An 18,527-nucleotide genomic window follows, 5' to 3' on the forward strand; every position below is an offset into this window, starting at 1 on the left:
GCTTTATGACACAACCTCTCGTTATTGGATTGAGAATAATTGTTTTGCCCATTATGTAGTACTGGCTTATATTTGTGCGGTATTAGAAAGAATCACATTACGATCAATCATATCAGATACTTATGAAGTACGGATTTATGAAGGTCGCTGCTGCTGTTCCTTTTGTGAAAGTGGCCGACTGCGACTATAATATCGAGCGAATAGACCGCATGGTGCACGAAGCGGATGCCAAGGGAGTGGAGATTATGACCTTCCCCGAGCTTAGCATTACGGGGTATTCGTGCGGGGACTTGTTCTATCAACCATTCTTGCAAGAGAAAGCCAAGGATGCACTTTGCAAACTTGTAGAGCTGACAGCCAACACGAGCGTGATGGTCATTGTGGGGATGCCCTTGCGTGTGGAGGACAAGCTCTTCAACTCGGCAGTGGTCTTCCAGCAGGGTAACATCCTCGGAGCCATCCCCAAGACCTATCTGCCCAACTATCGGGAGTTTCAGGAAGCGCGTTGGTTCTCGCCGGCGCATACGCTCCAATACTCTACCATCAGCATTGGTGCGCATAGCGTACCCATCGGTCGCAACCTCATCTTCAAGTGCGGCACGGTGGGTGTGGGTATCGAGATATGCGAGGATATGTGGACGCCTTTCACGCCGGGTACACGTCTCTGTCTCTATGGTGCCGAGGTGATATTCAACCTCTCTTCCAGCAATGAAAATGCGGGCAAGCACTCCTATTTGCGTTCGCTCATCAGCGGACTCTCGTCTCAAGGAATCTGTGCCTACGTCTATGCAAGCAGTGGCTATGGCGAAAGCTCTACCGATATTGTCTTCACAGGTAAGGCTTTCATCGCCGAAGCCGGTGAGATCGTGGAGGAAATGAACCGTTTCGAGCATCGCGAGCGCATGATCATCAGTGATATCGATGTGTCGCGCTTGCAGACCGAGCGCCTTATCAATAGTAGTTTCAAAGCAGCGGTGACCTTCCACACCCACGACGAGAAGTTCAATCAGTTGCCTTTCAAACTTCGCAGTCGTCAGGAGTCCTTGCCGATGACGCGCCGCGTGGATCGCAATCCTTTCATGCCGGAGAATACCGACCATAAGGAGCGTTCGCGCGAGATGATCAATATACAGGTTTGCGGCCTGATGCAGCGCCTCATCCACATGAAGGCCGAGAAGGCCGTTATCGGTATTTCGGGCGGATTGGATTCTGCTCTTGCCTTCATCGTCTGTGCCGAGGCCTTCGACCGTCTGGGTCTTCCCCGCGAGAATATCATTGCCGTGACGATGCCCGGTTTTGGTACTTCGGATCGTACTTACCGCAATGCCCACAGCCTCATCAAGTCCGTCGGTGCCACCCTCAAGGAGATCGACATCACAGATGCCTGTCTGCATCACTTCGAAGCCATCGGGCACGACCCCTCGGTTCATGATATTACCTACGAAAATACGCAGGCCCGTGAACGCACGCAGTTGCTGATGGATCTGGCCAATATGCACAATGCGCCCGTGATCGGTACGGGTGATCTCTCTGAATTGGCTCTCGGATGGGTCACTTTCAATGGTGATCATATGTCCATGTATGCCGTTAATGCCGGCATCGCCAAGACGACGGTGAAGATACTGGTGGAATATGTGGCGCATAGCGGTTGGTTGGACAGCGAGGCTTCTTCTACATTGCTGGACATTGTGCGCACACCCATCAGTCCGGAGCTTAAACCCGTGGACAACGAAGGTGCCATCAGCCAAAAGACGGAGGACGTAGTGGGACCGTACGAGCTGCACGACTTCTTCATTTATCATTTCCTCTACAACGAGTACAAGCCGTCCAAAATCTACTACTTGGCTGGGGTCGCTTTCGAGGGAGTCTATACCAAAGCGGAGATCAAGAAATGGATGTTAGTCTTCTTCCGCCGCTTCTTCTCTCAGCAGTATAAGCGCAACTGTATGCCCGACGGACCTAAGGTGAGCTGCGTGACGCTCTCGCCCCGCGGTGCATGGCGTATGGCCAGCGATGCCAATAGTGCTTTGTGGCTGGATGAGATAGAGAAGTTCGAGACAGAGTGATACACTCCTAAGCGGAGAAAAACTGTTCACATAGGTGCGCCAAGAGGGGATGAATGAGCCTATCTTGGCGCACTTTTCCGTTCGAGAAATACGTTATATATAGAGAAACGGCTATCTTTGCGTGCCGGAGTCCATATTAAGACAGATACTGATGACAATCAAGAAGTTCATTCTTTTCGCTACACTGGCGTTTCTCTTCGCTTCCTGTGGTGAGTTCGTGCGTGTACAACAGAGTACCGATGTAGCGCTCAAGTATTCCTATGCCAAGAAGTTCTACAACGAACACAAGTACAGTAAGGCCGCATCCTTGTTGGAGGATGTGCGAGGCGTTTACGATGGTACGAGTGAGGGAGAACAGCTGATTTTTCTTTTGGCAGAATGCTACTTCGAGATGAAACGCGATGCCGATGCCGGGTCGTGCTATCAAGAGTACTACAACAAATATCCCAAGGGGGCGCGGGTCGATGAGGCTCGTTACAAATCAGGCTATTGCTTCTATCAGGCATCGCCCGATGCACGACTGGACCAATCCGACACCTATGTAGCCATCCAAGAATTGCAGTCCTATCTGGATTTCTTCCCCGAAGGCAAATATGCTCGCGAAGCAGAGAAGATGCTGTTCGACCTGCAGGACAAATTGGCCTATAAGGAGTATCTCTCCGCCAAACTCTACTACGATCTGGGTCTCTATCTGGGCAATAACTACCGCTCTTGTATCGTTACGGTGGATGCTGCACTCAAGGCATTCCCTTACACGAAGCATCGCGAGGAGTTTGTCTTCCTTATGCTGCAAGCCATGTATGAGGAGGCTTCTTTCAGTGTGAACGAAAAGCTCCAGACTCGTTACCGCGACGTAGCCGATCAGTACTTTGCCTACATCAATGAGTTCCCCAACGGGAAGTACCTCAAGCAAGCCAAAAAGATTTACGACAATGTCGCCAAGCACATCTCCCAAGATGCCTGACGCAGCTCTCGCCTCCCTGCCGCTGCGTGCGTGCTGTGGACGATGGGTAGCGATAGGGAAGTATGGCCTCCGGACAAACTACGACTAAAAACAAAAATCATATAATAGGAAATGGATCTTAAGAAAATGAATGTCCCCATGGACACCGTTACACGTGATATGGTGCGTCTGAGTGAGGACACTGAAAATGTGTACGAGACTGTAATGGTCATTGCTAAGCGAGCCAATCAGATCGGTCAGGAACTCAAGCACGACTTGGAAAAGAAGCTCCAAGAGTTTACTTCAGCCGGAGACAATCTCGAAGAAGTGTTCGAGAACCGTGAGCAGATAGAGATCTCACGCTACTATGAGCATCTGCCGAAGCCCGCACTTATCGCCACTGCCGAGTATGAGCAGGACAAGCTCTACCACCGTATGCCCGGCGCAGCTCCCACCAACGACTAATTCGCCTCTTACTCCTCTCTAATTATGTGGCAGAGAATACAGACCATTTGGCTCCTTCTCGCAGGTGTAGCCATGACACTCATGCTCTTCAAGCCTTACGGACTCCTCATTGGAGCCGGTGGCGAAGGTTATCTGATGGACGTAATGGGTGTGCACGCATCCTCGACGGGCGAGCTCCTCAAGTCCACTTGGGGACTTTTCATCCTTGATGCCATTATCGTTTTTGTGTCGTTCGGGATCATATTCCTCTATAAACGTCGTATCTTGCAGATGCGTCTCTGTGTCTTCAATATCTTGGTGCTGATCGGTTTCCTCATCTATCTGGCTGTTCAGGTGTGGCAGATTTCTTCTGCCGAGGGCATGACCTTTGGCCTTCGCGTTTGGCTTTGTATGCCGGTGGTAGCCATCATCCTGCACTATTTGGCCATCCGTGCTATCGGAGCGGATGAGGCGATGGTACGTGCAGCGGAGCGTCTGCGCTGAGATTGAGTCGGAAGATGTACTGAGACAGCGTCTTTTATCTTAATATAGCAAGCCCCGAAGGTTGGTGATCCGACCTTCGGGGCTTTGCTTTTGTAGATGCTTGTGCTGCATTTACACGCCTGTAGCCGTAGGAGATTGGGGCGAATGCTATAACTTTGCTCTAAGACAAATATCATAAGAAGTAAAATGGAAAACGAAAAGAAAATCAACATCGAACTCCCCGAGGAAGTGGCTCAGGGAGATTATTGCAATCTCTGCATCGTGATGCACTCACCGAGCGAATTTGTAATGGACTTTGTGCGTATGGTGCCCAATCGCGATGTAGCACGTGTGCAAGACCGCGTGATCCTCACACCCGACAATGCCAAGCGCTTCCTCATCACCCTCTCAGATAATATTCGTCGTTACGAAGCCGAGCATGGCGAGATCCGCCTTGAGCAACGCCCGGCCGACATCACTACTTTTGCTTTCCCGTCCAATCTGAAGGGCGAAGCCTAAGTATGTCCACACTTTCTCGTCCTCTCCGGATAGTGGCGGAAGCCTCCGTACCCTATCTGAGAGGAATCATTGACCAAGTGGCGGATGTGACCTACCTCCCTTCGGATCAATTCACAGCCGAGAACATCCGCCATGCCGATGCGCTCATCATCCGCAGTATTACCCGCTGCACACCGGAACTGTTACAGGGCACTCAAGTCAAACTTATCACCACAGCTACGGCAGGCTTCGATCACATCGATACTGCTTATTGTGACGCACAAGGTATCCTCTGGCGCAATTCGCCAGGCTGCAATGCGACAGCTGTAGCGCAGTATGTGATGTGCTGCTTGAGCCGCTTGGCACTGCGCGATGACTATGCCCTCACGGACAAAGTGATGGGCATAGTAGGCGTGGGGCATGTGGGGCGCGAGGTACAACGCTTGGCTTCGGCTATGGGGATGCGCCTCCTGCTATGCGACCCGCCACGTGCCGAGCGTGAGGGAGATGCTTCCTTCCTGTCGCTCAGCCAATTGGTCGAGACCTGTGATATCCTCACCTTCCATGTACCGCTCACACGCGAAGGAGCTCATCCCTCCTACCATCTGATCGACGACAGTCTGCTTGCGGCTTGTGCCGCTAAGCGTCCCGTTCTCGTCAATGCTTGTCGCGGAACCGTGGCTGATACGGCTGCGCTCTGCTGTGCTGTGGATGATGGGCGTCTTTCGTCTCTTGTTGTGGATTGCTGGGAAGGCGAACCACATATCAGTTTGCCCTTACTGACTCGTGCCGATATAGCGACACCGCATATCGCAGGTTTTAGTGCCGATGGCAAAGCCAATGGTGCGCGTATGTGTCTGGAAGCCATTTCCGAAGTCTATGGAGTGGAGTTTCCGGGCTTGTCTTCCATGTCTCCGCCCCCGCCGCAGCAATCTCTTATCTCTATATCACCGCAGACCTATCATCGCATAGAGCGTGCGCTGCTGGCCACCTTCGATCCCATGCTCCCCGATGGAATGCTTCGTCGACAGCCCGAGGCTTTCGAAGAGCTTCGCAAGAGCTACCACTATCCGCGTGAGATGCGAGCTTATACGGTGCAGGGGGTTACTGATAGCGAAGCTGCTATACTCCGTGGCATGGATTTTCAAGTATAACAACAGCGAATGGAAGGAAAACGAATCGTCATCCTCGGGGCGACTTCGGGCATAGGACTGGCTGTAGCTCGTCTCTTCGTCTCAATGGGTTGGCAGGTAGGAGTAGCCGGTCGGAATGGACAAATGTTGGAGGAGGTGCGTGCCGAGTGTCCTTCTCAGATCACTACGGCCGAGATAGATGTTACGCGTGCTGATGCATCGGAACGACTCTTGCAGCTGATCGATGCTATGGGAGGTATGGATGTGTACTTCCACTCTTCGGGAATAGGTTACCAAAATCTATCGCTGGAGGCGGAAAAGGAAGAGGATACGCTCCGCACAAACGGTGAAGGCTTCGTACGAATGATAGGCGCGGCCTATCTTTATTTTAGGGCTGTGGGCCGTGGGCAGATCGTAGCCATCACTTCCGTTGCAGCTACGCGCGGGCTGGGGCCTGCTCCTGCCTATTCGGCTTCGAAACGTTTCCAGATGCACTATCTGCAGTCCATACGTCAATTGGCTGCCATAGATCGGTTGCCGTTAGTCGTTACAGAGATACGTCCGGGCTTTACGGATACGCCTCTTCTGCGTTCGGGACACTTTCCTCTGTTGCTGAGTTGCCCGTCGGTAGCTCGTGCCACGGTCAGAGCCGTCATCCGACGCAAGCGTCTCCTCACAATCGACTGGCGTTATCGCATCTTGGTCTCTCTCTGGCGTATGATTCCTCTCAGAATATGGGAAAGGATAAGATTATTAGGCCAATGATGTGAAAAACGTGGTCTAAAATTGTCATTTTCCCCATGTAGCACTTGCAAATGTCGAAAGAGTCGCTATATTTGTAGTGTGTTTTTCATGGTATTAGATTTTAAGGTTAATAAGTCGGTAAGGGTTGTCGGGAGACAATCCTTATCTTTTTTATAGCCTCTGCCATCTTTGTTGAGCTACAGCTTTTTCTTTGTATTTCCTGATAGCTTCTCCCTACAATGTAGGATCTACCATATATTTATTCACTCCGAAGAGCGGAATATTCTCCATCCACCTTTGGTCTTGATAGCCTAACATGGATACGCGGAGACCTTTTAGCTTGTATTCGGGATGCGTCTTGAAGTATTCCAATAATAAACAGAGGTGTTGTGAGCTACTACCTGCTGCAAAACAAATTGTTCGGTAAAGGCCCCTTAGAATTCTGAGGATAATGTGACCTGCATAATCGAACTGATGAAATACAAAAGCCGGGGGAATGTCAAAATCCGTCCAGTTGTATCGAAACGGTGGGTAACAGCAGAAGGAATCCCAATATCATCAGCATAACCAGTATCTTCCAAAACCACTTGAACCACACCTCGTAAGGGACTTTGGCAATGCCTATTGCGCCGATAAGCACGGCGGAGGTAGGCGTTATCATGTTGGTAATTCCGTCTCCGAATTGATAAGCCATTACGGTAACCTGGCGCGAAAGCCCGATAACGTCCGAAAAAGGTGCCATGATGGGCATCGTAAGCGCTGCTTTGGCAGAGCCCGAAGGAATGAAAATATTGATGATGGCTTGCATCAAAAACATTAAGCCGACGGTAGTGGTTTTCCCCGCACTTTCCATTACCTGAGCCAGCGAATAGAGAATGGTATCCATTATCTTGCCATCAGATAGGATCTGAATGATTCCTCCCGCAAGTGCGATAACCAACGCTGCCGTAAGCATATCTTTCACGCCCGTAATAAATTCGGCAGTAATGCCGTTGGCGCTCATACTATTGGCTATTCCGGCGAAAACTCCCATACAGAGGAATAATGCCGAAATTTCGGGCAGATACCATTGGTACCCCATGACGCCTACAACCAAAAACAGGATGGTAAAGCCCAACAAATTGAGGATAAACAACTGAGCTGATTTTCGGATGGAAAAGTATCCCGAAACGACATAAAGCGATGCGATAATAGGAATGCAGACCAAAGTATAGGCATGCAGACCTACCGAGAAAGTCGTTAGGGGATAGAGAAACGACAGTACCACCAAAATTAACGAAGTACAGGCAAATACCATCCATGTGCTTGGTGTTGCCTTTTTCGCAAGCGATTGGGGTTCCGTATCGGCTTCTCTCTGGCGCCAATAACTATCGGCTTGATACATAGGCGACAGCTTGGGATTTTTCTTGACCCTTTTGGCGTAGATCAGCGTAACTGCGATGATAAAGACCGTGAACACAATCCAGCAGAATACCCGATAGCCTATTCCCGAAAACAGTGGCAATCCCGAAAGTCCTTGTGCAATTCCGATGGTAAAAGGATTGAGCGTGGCTCCCGTAAATCCTACGTGCGCCGAAACGTAAACCATCATCAATCCTGTCAGCGAATCGTATCCCATTGAGATGGCGAGAGGTACGATGATGATAACAAAAGCCAGCGTTTCTTCGCTCATCCCGAAAATGGAGCCAAACAAACTGAAAAGGGTCATCACAAGGATAATGATCAGATTGTTTACTCCGATTCGGTTCATAAAAGCATGTTTTTCGAGCCGTCGGGTAAAACTAAGGAAAGAGTAGATGCCGGAATCTACCGCCCTGCTGCTGTTGAGTATCTGAAAAGCACCTCCGATGATGAGTACAAACGCAATGATTGCTGCCTGACGCTCAAATCCTTCGAGAAACGAAGAGAATATCTGCCACGTTTGCGGTGATTTTTCCACACTGTGGTATGAATTATCGACCACCACGCTGCGCGATACACCGTTTACTTCCACGGTCTGATAGTTGAACTCTCCCGCCGGAACAAGCCATGTGAGTACGGCACAAAAAACAATCAACGAGAAAATAATAACGAGGGTGTGGGGGATCTTCTTCAGCATGATTTGTATTATTTCATTTATTGAACTTCGGGGGAGTCACAAGAGGGGCCGGCCAACTTTGTTGTCTCCTTACGACTGAAATTGTCCTTAGCCGGGTCGCTAAGAGAGATGAGGTCCGTGGCGCTTAGGGCTGGGGAGCGGAGGTGTGGATGGCATACAAGTCAAGCTGGAACTTGAGGTAGCTGAGGAGGCCGATGGAGAGGATGAAAGAGCCGTTGGTGAATTCTTTCATCACGGGTTGATCTGCCATGAGTCCCACAAAGCCGGTGAAGAAGAACAGCATCATCGTGACGGTGGTGGCGAAAAGGATAACCTTGGCCTTGCGAGGTGTCTTCCAAATCTTTCGTTCGTAGCGCAGAGAGGTTTTGGTCGGGTCTTGCAAGGAAGAGAAACTGAGTGCCAGACCATAATAAATGAGCATCTGATTGTAGTTGCTGAAGAGGTATTCCGAATGCGTCGAGAGGAACTCAAAGCCTCGGAAGAGGGGGAAGATCAGGCGCGCCAGCGCTATTGCTACAAGGGGATACTGGAGGTAGCTCAGTAGGTGGAATATCTTTCTTACGTTCTTCATTGTTTCTCTTGCTGTCGGATGGTGTGGCTGCTCTTCTACCTGAGCCCGCCAGGCCAGCTTGCAAATATACGCGATTTCGAGTAGAGCCTATTGCTCTTCTTTTTAGGTGTATATTTGAGACAAAGATGGAAACAGAGGTGGCTGCGATGCTATGAAGAGAAAGGAAAGAATGTCGGTGATGTGGAATCTGTGGCACGGATGCGCGAAGGTGAGTGAAGGCTGTGCCAACTGCTATATGTATCGGGCTGATGCTAAGTTTGGCCGCGACAGCCGCGACGTGCACAAAACCCAAAGCTATCATCTGCCCGTACGCCGTCGTCGCAACGGCAGTTATGTGATTTCGTCAGGGACAACGGTCTATACCTGTTTTACTTCAGACTTTTTTAAAGAAACAGATTATGGACTTCAAGGCCGTCAAATCAGTCGATGCCAATGTCAGCAACGAGCCCCAGCGCAACTGGGATGAAGACGACCGCCGCTTCGCCTACCGCTGCATGATGCAGGCTCACCGAATGCTCCGCCCGACAGCACCCAAGCGCGGCATGAGCGGCAGACGGTAAATTGTCAAATCACCCTTATGTCACTGCAGAAGCATGTTATAAAAACACCTGTTAAAGCATTATTCCGCTGTTAGGACATCCACGATGTATTCCTTTGTAAGTTCGGGGGCAGTGCGCCCGAACCACATCCCCGTCAGATTTTCCATTCCCATGACGGCGGCTCGACGTTGCATCTCCAAGACAAATTCATCAGTGAATACCTCAGTTAAAGGGGTCGATTTAGGTTCGTCTACAGTAGGACAAAGGAACAGATATCCGTCAAAGTTATCGCTGTAGCTTCCGGTAGAGATATTATATTTAATCTCATAGATGCCGTCGAATGGTTCTTTCCCGAAAGGCGAATTTGCGAGGCTGAATCCGACCGGACGATTTCCATTAAGCTCAAATGCACGGTCAAACACGCCTCCTCGGATGGGGCGCTTGTTGCCGCCATGATTGTCGACCGAAACGGTATGTTGAAAAACGGTAAACACATTTTCGCCACCGAGCTTGGCTGCAAGTTGAGCAGCTGCGGTCATCTGCGTGTCTTTACCGTGAGCAGCTGACGCAATTCCCGCCTGCCGTGACTTGTAGGCGTGGGCACATCCTACGAGAAATAGGCTATTGCGCCTATCGTTTGACGCCAAAATGTTTTGTGCGATTGTTTCGGCCATGTGGGTATTCCTGTCCTCTTTTTCACCCTGCTTGTTTATCATCAACGAATAAGGCACCTGATAATCAGCCAAAATAACTTTTATTTTCCGGTCATTCTGAAGTTCATGGTTGAGATGCCACAAATCGCACAGAAATTCAAATTCGCCTCTGTCCCACCAACCGTTTGGCTGCTCTTCGCGGAATATTTTCAGGATTATTTCGGTGTCAAGCGTGTCAGTCGTCATGAACCGGTCCATCTCGGGCTGGCACCACGACGGCAACTCCATAAATATCCGACCTACTGTTTCAGAAAATTCCGGGAGTGCAATGAGGCGTTTCAGCATATCCCATGATGCTTTGCGCCGGTGATATTCGCCATTGATGACTAATTCGTGCGAAGCCAACATATCCAACAAATACTGTTCTGGAGAAGTAGTAATACCGGAGATGAAATCGCGAAATGGAGCGACATCGCTGGGAATGTCGTTAATCATCGAAATGCGCGGAAGATTGCCATAATTTATCGGCAACTGCTTCAATAGTTCCTCCTCTGCCTGCTGAAAATCGTCGGCTAAGCCTTGACCACCGTTAACCCATCGGCCGTCCTCTATCCAACAGTAATTTAGAAAGACCAGATCTTCGTCATCTGAATGTGTGACAACCGAGGCGACTGAATCGCGATAGGTAACGATATAGTCGATATTCTCGTTTAAGATATACGAACGTGTGTCATCGTCAACAGATTCGTCAGGTGCGTTTGGATCGAATAAAAACTTTGACGAAGAAATTTCATTCCAGTATTTCTGTTTGCCCGTGGTGCGGACCCATGCCCTTGACAAATAATAATCCAAGGGTGTCTCCAGATTGATGGAGTCAAGCTTATGCTTCTTTACCGGCGATGACACTTTCTGTATCGAGAACCCTTCGGGCACCCCGGCAGTCGCCCCGTACGATATCAATAACGCGAAAAGAACAGTAAATACGATTTTCATATATTTCTATGTTTACTGACAAAATTAGTAAATTTCTCTGAATTAGCGCTCATATATATTGACAGACTACAATACGCTCCGTATATTATGGATATTATGGCAAGAAAATAACAGGTACTCAATTCATCGGCTTTAGACTGTCTAAATATGGTCAGATGTAGAAAATCTTCTGGTAATTATTCTTCCTCCTAATGACATCAAGAGGATTTCTTCATGTTTCTCCAAATCGGCACTTTTGGGCGAAAAGCCCCATCGTTTTTCATAGCAAAATACACTTGTCTATTTCTTGTAAACAATAGATAACAATCTAATAATCAATCATTAAAACCTCTTCAATGAGGCTGATCCATGGCGTGAAGAGGCTTGGGCGATGATGCGCACAAGATCCGATCTGAACTTTTTTATGATTACGAAGCGCGTGGAACGAATCGCAGCATGTCTGCCCGCTGACTGGGGCAGTGCCTATGATCATGTGACGATAGGCTGCACCGTCGAGAGTCAGGCGCAGGCGGAGAAGCGTCTGCCGCTGTATAATCTGCTGCCGCTACGGTGCAAAACGCTAATCTGCGAGCCGCTTCTCTCTCCGATAGACCTCGCGCCCTATCTGACGGGGGAGGTCGAGATGGTGGTCGTCGGTGGCGAGTCGGGCGAAGAAGCTCGCTCTTGTCATTTCGATTGGGTGATGGAGATCCGCGCCGCCTGCATAGCGTGCGGCGTATCGTTTGTCTTCAAACAAACGGGTGCCAACTTCGTGAAGGGTGGCAAACACTACCGAATCCCTCGTAAGCTGCAACAATCCCAAGCCCGTAAGGCCGCAATTGACTACCGCGTCGACTCAGAACTTTGATCTCTGGGCGGTCGATGCGGCATATAGACGTTGTTTCATAAGCTGTGAAACAACGGTTTCTGTGCTATGAAACAAGTGTTTCTTTAAGATGAAACTTTTGTTTCTTATAGAAGAAACAAACCCAAACTTATAATAATTGGCGTGTCAAAGTGCTTCGGTGGTTACTTCCGAATCATTGGGCTCATGCTCTGAAATACGGGGATCATGGCATCGTAGCAGATGAGTTGGGGGTCGAGTCCTGCAGCGATGAAGCAGTGGCGTATATAGTTCTGTTCTTGCACGGTGATGTACCGCTCTTTGCGATGTATGCGATAATAGCTGTTCTTCCCGAAATATGAGAGGAGCTCTCGTTTGATGCCGCGCGCGACGTCGTAAGGCAACCGGCTATAGAGATGTGTGATGCCGTGGGCATAGAACACGGGCTTTTGGTCGAGAAAGTTCGGACATGAGGGGATGATCTCTGTGGCGGGGTTGGTGATAATCACTCTGGCGCATTTGCGCGCAACAATGCTTTCATAGGCCGAAGCGCGGAGGCAGCGGGCGCGCTGTGGGCAGTCGGTGCGCGGATAACAAACCATGAAGTCGCTATCGAGGCTCTCGAATCCGGTAATGGTGGTAGCGGGCTGGGGCATAATGGTGGTGATGGATGGGTGCAAGATAATTACGGACACTCCTCGGCCAAAATGCGGAGGAGGCCGCCGGTAAGCCGGCTGAGATCGGCCGATTCTATGATGAAGGGCGGTTGCAGATAGCAAAGGCGGCCGAAGGGACGTATCCAGATGCCTGCCTCTACGAATCGGCGCTGGAGTGTAGCCATCGGGACGGGACGCTTCATTTCGATCACACCGATGGCTCCCAATACTCGCACGTTGGCTACACCCGAGAGCGTGACGGCGGGAGCCAACTCTTCACGCAATTGGGATTCGATACGGTTCACTCTTTCCTGCCACGGACTCTCCAGAAGTAGGCGGATGCTCTCAGCTGCGACGGCGCAAGCGAGTGGATTGCCCATGAAGGTGGGGCCGTGCATGAAGCATCCGGCCTCGCCCGAACAGATGGTGTCGGCTATGGCGCGATGCGTAATGGTGGCAGAGAGGGTCATGTATCCGCCCGTCAAAGCTTTGCCTATGCACATGATGTCGGGTACGACGTCGGCATGAGCTTGCGCAAAGAGTTTGCCCGTGCGTCCGAATCCGGTGGCTATCTCGTCGAAGATGAGCAGCACGCCCGCCTGAGAACAGAGGCGGCGCGCTTCGACCAGATACTGCGGATGGTAAAAGTACATGCCGCCTGCTCCTTGTACGATGGGTTCCAAAATGAGAGCGGCAAGTTCGTCGCCTCTGGTGTCAAGGAGGTGGCGCAGTGGTTCCATGTCGTCGGCCATCCATTCGCCGTGGAAGCGCGAGGTCGGTTGCGGGAGAAAGTGTTGTATGGGCAGGGCGCCGGAGAAGATGCCGTGCATACCTGTCGTGGGGTCACATACGCTCATGGCATGCCATGTGTCGCCGTGATAACCTGAGCGTATCGTGGCGAATCGGGTGCGACCTTGGCAGCCGTGAGCCTGATGATACTGGAGGGCCATCTTCATCGCCACTTCTACAGCGACCGAACCGCTGTCGGCATAGAAGATGGTGTCCAGTCCCGCGGGCAATATGCCGAGGAGAAGCTCGGCCAGTTCGACGGCGGGGCTATGCGTAAGCCCTCCGAACATGACGTGACTCATCCGACTGAGCTGCAGCTCGGCTGCGGCATTGAGCCGTGGGTGATTGTAGCCATGGATGGCAGCCCACCAAGAGCTCATGCCATCAACAAGTTCGCGCCCGTCTTCCAGATAGATGCGCACTCCTTCGGCGCGGCGGACGGGGTAAACGGGTAGGGGGTCGATCGTCGATGTATAAGGATGCCAGAGGTGCTGACGATCTATGTGGAGCATTTCTTCAGTGGTCATAGCTTACTTCCCAGTCAGTTTGGTTCGTTACTCTCATGCCGCAGGTGCGTGCAAGTTCCATGTCTTCGGCAGCTTTGCTGCCTGTGGTGGTGAGGAGGTCGCCCGTAATGGCGGCGTTGATGCCGATGTGGATGGCTTTGCGCTGTACCTCGGGGCTGAGTTGTGCCCTACCGCCGGAGAAGCGGAGGAAAGCGCGAGGATTGATCAGGCGGAAGAGGGCTACCGTGGTGAGGTATTCCTCCTCTGTCAAGGGGGGAGTATGCTCCAACGGAGTGCCTGCAATGGGCTGGAGTATGTTGATGGGGATGGAGTAAACATCTATGCTGCGGAGGAAGAAGGCAAACTCTATCCGCTGCTCCATGCTCTCGCCCATGCCGATAATGCCGCCGCTGCAGACGCGCATTCCTACCCGACGCGCTGCGCGAATGGTGTCGAGTTTCTCGTCCTGGGTATGGGTGCTGCAAAGGGTGGGGAAGAAGCTCGGAGCTGTCTCCATATTGCAATGGTAGGTAGTGACACCATGATCGAAGAGGATCTGCAGCTTCTCCTCGGAGAGCAATCCCAAGGAAGCGCAGCACTTGATGTCGGTCTTTTCCTTGATGGCGCGGTAGCTTGCCGCCATCCGGTGTATTTCGGCCATGGAGGCTGTGCGTCCGCTGGCGACGAGGGAGAAGCGACCGATGCCTTGTCGGCGATTGTATTCGGCCTGCTCGGCGCAGATCTCGGGGGAGAGGAGTCCGTACTTTTCTATCGTGGTGGCATAATGGCGGCTTTGGGCGCACCACTTGCAGTCCTCCGGACAGTTGCCACTCTTGGCGTTGATGATGGAACAGGTGTCGAAGGCATCGCCCATGAAATGTCGGGTGATCCTATGAGCTGCTTCGTATAGTTCTTCTTTGTGGGGTGTGGCGGCGAGTAGGAGTGCTTCCTCGAGAGTCAGCGCACTGCCGTCTATCAGTCTTTTTTCGATCGTCTGAATCATATGTGGAGGTGTGGTGCAGGGGCTGTGTCGCTGCACGCGCTACAAAAATAGGAAGAAGACGGGTCAAAAAGAAAGAAAAAGCTGCCCCATTCCAATGAGGCAGCCTTTCAAAAGGTGAGGAGATAGGTGCGTGTATTACTTCGCTACGCGCTCCAACCACTTGACCATGGCGAGCATCGTGAACATCGAAATGAAGCAAGCTGTAACAAATACCGCCCATGTAGCCCAGATGGGAATGTTCTCGTACATGATGGTACCGATGATAAGCAGCTGATTGCCGAGGGCTGTAGCACCGAGCCAGCAACCCTGCATTACGGCCTGTAGGTGGGGAGGAGCTACCTTGGACACGAACGAAAGACCGAGCGGGCTGATAAACAGCTCAGCAATGGTGAGGATCAGATACGTACCGATGAGAAGGAAAGGAGTCACACGCTGTGCAGTAGTAAGACCTCCCATGGCTTCACGTTCAGCAGAAGTAGGCAGACCCATTGAACCTAATGTCATGACGATAAAGGCAACAGCGGCGATACCCATACCAATGGCAATCTTCTTGGGGGTAGAAGGCTCGATACCCTTAGCACGCAGCCAACCGAAAAGACCGATGACGATAGGAGTAAGGAATACAACAAAGAACGGATTGAACGACTGGAAAATCTCGGCTCCCTTAATGCTGGTGAAGCCAAGGTCAATGTTGATCATACTCAAGTCCGTGTAGTCATTGGCGAAGAATGTCAGTGTAACACCATTCTGGTGGAAAGAGAACCAGAAGAAGATAACTACTGCAAATACGGCAAAGAGGGCATAGATGCGCTGACGGATCTCAGATGAGCTCATCTGTACCTCAGCTTTTTGTGCATCAGTAGCTACAGCCTTCATGCTGGGATCGGGCAATTTCTTCTTATTGGCAATATAGATGGCAATAGAAATCAACATGGCTACGATGGCTGCTGCAAAAGCATAGTGGAAGCCCGTGTTGAAGATATTGAGGTATTCATGGGCGAAAGCTGTGAAGTCTGTTACTGTCCCGCCGCTTACTTCGCCGGCAATACGCTTGAAAGTCTCAGAGGCTTCGGGCGTGATAGTGCCGTTAATGTACTTGTGACACAGAGCAGGTAGGTCTGGATCGTACTCAAAACCGTGACGCTGTACCCATCCATTACGGATACCGGTAGCAATCATTGGTGCAAAAAGAGCACCGACATTGATGAACATATAGAAAATCTGGAAGCCGGTGTCGCGCTTATCTGAGTATTGGGGATCATCATACATCTGACCTACAACAGCCTGCAAGTTACCCTTGAAGAGGCCATTACCAAAAGCAATGACAAAGAGTCCTACGCAGGTAAGCGTGAGGTAGAGCGCGAAGTTGGGTACCGGCGTCGGCGTCGGGATCGCGATCATGGCATAACCAAACGTCATGAGGATGAGACCGGCGAAGATTGTGCCCTTGTATTTCTTAGTCTTATCTGCGATGAAACCTCCTGCCAAAGCGAGGAGATAGATCAGCGCATAGAACGTAGAATAAATGATGGTGGATTGCGTCTTTTCAAGACCGAACTTGGTAACCAAGAACAGCGACAGAATAGCCATCATAATGTAGAAACCGAAGCGTTCGCCCATGTTTGACAAGGCGGCTCCAATTAGTCCTTTAGGATGCTTGTTTAGCATAAGAGTTTGTTTTTGGGTTGATTATTGATTGTTTTCATTTATCTGACGAATAGCTCCTGTGTGCTCATCGAAGACGACACGAATGGCGTGGCCTTTGTCGCGGAACATTTTGGGAGCTAAGGCCTGTCTGCGGCCATATTGTGTAACGGGAAGCACTTCATTGAAGAGCATTCCTCTATTATATGTGAGAGTGATACGAGCCGATCCGGGTAGGTTATAGACAATGCCTTTGAGGTTCTTCTCGTGTTTGGCAGCTTCTTTCTCGTCCATCTCCGGGGCTTTGTCGATAGCGCGGAGGCTGAAGGTGACTGGCTCTCCTGAGAGATCGTCTGAATCTACCACGCCTCTGAGGGGAGAGAAGCGGAAGAGTATTTGCTCGTTTACATTGTCTTTGGGCTCAATAGTCCATGAACGTTCTTCCCAAGTGATTTCCTCTTTTCCATAGAACAAGGCAAGCAGAGCGGCCTCTTGTGCTTTGAGCTCTTGAGTCATGAGCTGCAAGGCTGCTCCGTCTTTAGGCATATTCTCAGTCTGACCGGTGAGTATGTCCATCAAACTCTCTCGGATACGAAAGACTTGTGCAGCGGCTATCTCGGCTTGTTTCGCTTTCGTGCCGGCTACCATGTACTCTTGTGGAAGTGCTGCTGTTCTGTCCGAGGCGAGCTGTGCAGTAGGAAGATGGAAGATGGTGTCGGGACAAGGGGTGGGAAGGTCTTGACGATCAGCGTTGATGCCAACAAGAATACCTCTGCGATTGAGGGTGATGAAGTCGGCGACAGTGCCTGAGCGGAAATCTACGATGTACTCGTTGTCGAAGTCGGGGATGCCGATGGATTGAGCGATCGCTCTGCCCAAACGATACCGGCTGCTTACTTCTCCGTTAGCTTCTTGGCCAAAGTATCTCTTGGCGTAGGAGTATAATTCTCCAGGTTGGTGATTGATGCGTTCTATTTGTGCCCGCACGACGATGCGTGTCTGTGGAAGGGCATAGACGATCCCTTCTCCATTGTAGCGTACAGGCTCATAGGAAGCAACATTGGTTTGTGCCTTGACAGCTCCTATATTTAGGAATATGGTAGGCAACAGTAGCTTGATTAAAACAGTCTGCGCGGACATTGTCAAATAACTTTGATTGCAAAGCTACATTATTTTTACTGAATCTAAAACAGAATTTAGCTCTAAAACCTCTATATTATTAGGCATAAGTGATATAAATCAATCCAAACACGAATCTTAATGCCTATTCTTTCTCCCATAAATCAGTACTCGAAAAAGGACAAAAAGAAAGGCGACTCTGTGCCATTACGCACAGAGCCGCCTCCTTATTAGTATGTCAAGGGTGTTTTAACCCTACATGATTAGTCTATCTTTTTGATGATCTCCATGCCACGTTGGATGGCCTGTTCGTTCATCGGGATGAGTTTGTGGTGACGTTCGGGCAGCGTTTTCTTCAGACCCTTGATCACGCTCTCGATCTTAACCATGGGAGCAACCTTCAGAACACCACCGAGAACGATCATGTTGAAAGCCTTCTGATTGCCCATACGCAGAGATTCCTGCGTAGCATCCACTTCATAGATCTGGATATCGTCGCGCTTGTGCTTGAGAACGATGCTGTCAGGATCGTATACCAAGATACCTCCCTTCTTTACACGCGGCTCAAACTTGTCCAATGAAGGTTGGTTGAGAACGATTACGATGTCATACTCGTTGACAACTGGAGAGCTTACTTGCTCGTCGCTCACAATAACCGTTACGTTGGAGGTACCACCACGCTGTTCGGGTCCGTAAGAAGGCATCCAAGATACCTCTTTGTCTTCCATCAAACCTGAGTAAGCCAGAATCTTACCCATTGAGAGAACTCCCTGTCCTCCGAATCCTGCAATTACAATTTCGTAAGTCATGATGCTTTTCTGT

General features: G+C 50.4%; 17 protein-coding genes and 3 pseudogenes. 10 read left to right on the forward strand and 10 right to left on the reverse strand.

All coding sequences use genetic code 11. The features are described 5' to 3' along the window. Nucleotides 1-122: 122 nt before the first annotated feature. The 7 genes from C7382_RS06730 to C7382_RS06760 all read left to right on the forward strand — a co-directional run bounded on the left by C7382_RS06730 (nt 123) and on the right by C7382_RS06760 (nt 6,332). A complete protein-coding gene (locus C7382_RS06730; protein ID WP_116679527.1) occupies nt 123-2,066 on the forward strand; it encodes an NAD(+) synthase in 1,944 nt (647 codons plus the stop codon). 151 nt (nt 2,067-2,217) lie between these two features. Beyond that, nucleotides 2,218-3,030 (forward strand): outer membrane protein assembly factor BamD, encoded by an 813-nt coding sequence (locus tag C7382_RS06735; protein WP_116679528.1) that lies wholly within the window; start codon nt 2,218-2,220, stop codon nt 3,028-3,030. Between the two features lie 111 nt (nt 3,031-3,141). Beyond that, complete coding sequence (locus C7382_RS06740) at nt 3,142-3,474, forward strand: DNA-directed RNA polymerase subunit omega (RefSeq protein ID WP_116679529.1); 333 nt, start codon at nt 3,142-3,144, stop codon at nt 3,472-3,474. A gap of 24 nt (nt 3,475-3,498) precedes the next feature. Next, nucleotides 3,499-3,957: a DUF4293 domain-containing protein gene (locus tag C7382_RS06745; protein ID WP_116679530.1), complete on the forward strand. Its 459-nt coding sequence runs from the start codon at nt 3,499-3,501 to the stop codon at nt 3,955-3,957. 186 nt (nt 3,958-4,143) lie between these two features. Next, nucleotides 4,144-4,455, forward strand: coding sequence for a DUF3467 domain-containing protein (locus C7382_RS06750; RefSeq protein WP_116679531.1), 312 nt, complete (start codon nt 4,144-4,146; stop codon nt 4,453-4,455). A gap of 2 nt (nt 4,456-4,457) precedes the next feature. Then, the gene (pdxB, locus tag C7382_RS06755; RefSeq protein ID WP_116679532.1) at nt 4,458-5,588 is read left to right on the forward strand and encodes a 4-phosphoerythronate dehydrogenase PdxB; all 1,131 of its coding nucleotides are present in this window, start codon (nt 4,458-4,460) and stop codon (nt 5,586-5,588) included. A gap of 9 nt (nt 5,589-5,597) precedes the next feature. Next, entirely contained in the window at nt 5,598-6,332 is a 735-nt protein-coding gene (locus tag C7382_RS06760) for an SDR family NAD(P)-dependent oxidoreductase (protein WP_116679533.1), read from the forward strand. Nucleotides 6,333-6,545: 213 nt separating this feature from the next. On the opposite strand, the pseudogene C7382_RS10190 reads toward C7382_RS06760, so the two are convergent. The 3 genes and pseudogenes from C7382_RS10190 to C7382_RS06775 form a co-directional block, all read right to left on the reverse strand. After that, nucleotides 6,546-6,745: pseudogene (locus C7382_RS10190) on the reverse strand (ATPase); the annotation flags it as partial. Nucleotides 6,746-6,810: 65 nt separating this feature from the next. Next, entirely contained in the window at nt 6,811-8,409 is a 1,599-nt protein-coding gene (locus tag C7382_RS06770) for a YfcC family protein (RefSeq protein WP_116679534.1), read from the reverse strand. Nucleotides 8,410-8,533: 124 nt separating this feature from the next. Then, the gene (locus C7382_RS06775) at nt 8,534-8,980 is read right to left on the reverse strand and encodes a hypothetical protein (protein WP_116679535.1); all 447 of its coding nucleotides are present in this window, start codon (nt 8,978-8,980) and stop codon (nt 8,534-8,536) included. A gap of 169 nt (nt 8,981-9,149) precedes the next feature. Between C7382_RS06775 and C7382_RS06780 the strand changes: the two are divergent. Both C7382_RS06780 and C7382_RS10080 read left to right on the forward strand, forming a co-directional pair. Further along, a pseudogene (locus tag C7382_RS06780) lies at nt 9,150-9,371 on the forward strand (DUF5131 family protein); the annotation flags it as partial. Nucleotides 9,372-9,378: 7 nt separating this feature from the next. Further along, complete coding sequence (locus tag C7382_RS10080) at nt 9,379-9,540, forward strand: hypothetical protein (RefSeq protein WP_165815133.1); 162 nt, start codon at nt 9,379-9,381, stop codon at nt 9,538-9,540. A 59-nt stretch (nt 9,541-9,599) separates the two neighbouring features. Here C7382_RS10080 and C7382_RS06785 read toward each other — a convergent pair whose 3' ends face one another. Further along, entirely contained in the window at nt 9,600-11,165 is a 1,566-nt protein-coding gene (locus C7382_RS06785) for a hypothetical protein (protein ID WP_116679537.1), read from the reverse strand. 355 nt (nt 11,166-11,520) lie between these two features. Between C7382_RS06785 and C7382_RS06790 the strand changes: the two are divergent. Continuing rightward, nucleotides 11,521-12,012: pseudogene (locus C7382_RS06790) on the forward strand (DUF5131 family protein); the annotation flags it as partial. A 161-nt stretch (nt 12,013-12,173) separates the two neighbouring features. Here the strand turns inward: C7382_RS06790 and C7382_RS06795 are convergent. The 6 genes from C7382_RS06795 to C7382_RS06820 all read right to left on the reverse strand — a co-directional run bounded on the left by C7382_RS06795 (nt 12,174) and on the right by C7382_RS06820 (nt 18,514). Then, the gene (locus tag C7382_RS06795) at nt 12,174-12,683 is read right to left on the reverse strand and encodes a DUF6078 family protein (protein WP_243405671.1); all 510 of its coding nucleotides are present in this window, start codon (nt 12,681-12,683) and stop codon (nt 12,174-12,176) included. Continuing rightward, nucleotides 12,674-13,960: an adenosylmethionine--8-amino-7-oxononanoate transaminase gene (gene bioA / locus C7382_RS06800; RefSeq protein ID WP_116679540.1), complete on the reverse strand. Its 1,287-nt coding sequence runs from the start codon at nt 13,958-13,960 to the stop codon at nt 12,674-12,676. The genes C7382_RS06795 and bioA overlap by 10 nt, the downstream gene beginning before the upstream one ends. Then, the gene (bioB, locus tag C7382_RS06805; protein ID WP_116679541.1) at nt 13,950-14,942 is read right to left on the reverse strand and encodes a biotin synthase BioB; all 993 of its coding nucleotides are present in this window, start codon (nt 14,940-14,942) and stop codon (nt 13,950-13,952) included. Before bioB ends, bioA begins: the two co-directional genes overlap by 11 nt. Before the next feature lie 135 nt (nt 14,943-15,077). Next, nucleotides 15,078-16,610 (reverse strand): peptide MFS transporter, encoded by a 1,533-nt coding sequence (locus C7382_RS06810; RefSeq protein WP_116679542.1) that lies wholly within the window; start codon nt 16,608-16,610, stop codon nt 15,078-15,080. 21 nt (nt 16,611-16,631) lie between these two features. After that, nucleotides 16,632-17,726, reverse strand: a complete 1,095-nt coding sequence (locus C7382_RS06815) for a DUF4831 family protein (RefSeq protein ID WP_116679543.1) — start codon at nt 17,724-17,726, stop codon at nt 16,632-16,634. A gap of 242 nt (nt 17,727-17,968) precedes the next feature. Continuing rightward, complete coding sequence (locus C7382_RS06820) at nt 17,969-18,514, reverse strand: 2-oxoacid:acceptor oxidoreductase family protein (protein ID WP_116679544.1); 546 nt, start codon at nt 18,512-18,514, stop codon at nt 17,969-17,971. Between the last annotated feature and the right edge of the window lie 13 nt (nt 18,515-18,527).

Origin of the sequence: Porphyromonas loveana (assembly GCF_003096695.1) — a bacterium.
Taxonomy (GTDB): domain Bacteria; phylum Bacteroidota; class Bacteroidia; order Bacteroidales; family Porphyromonadaceae; genus Porphyromonas; species Porphyromonas loveana.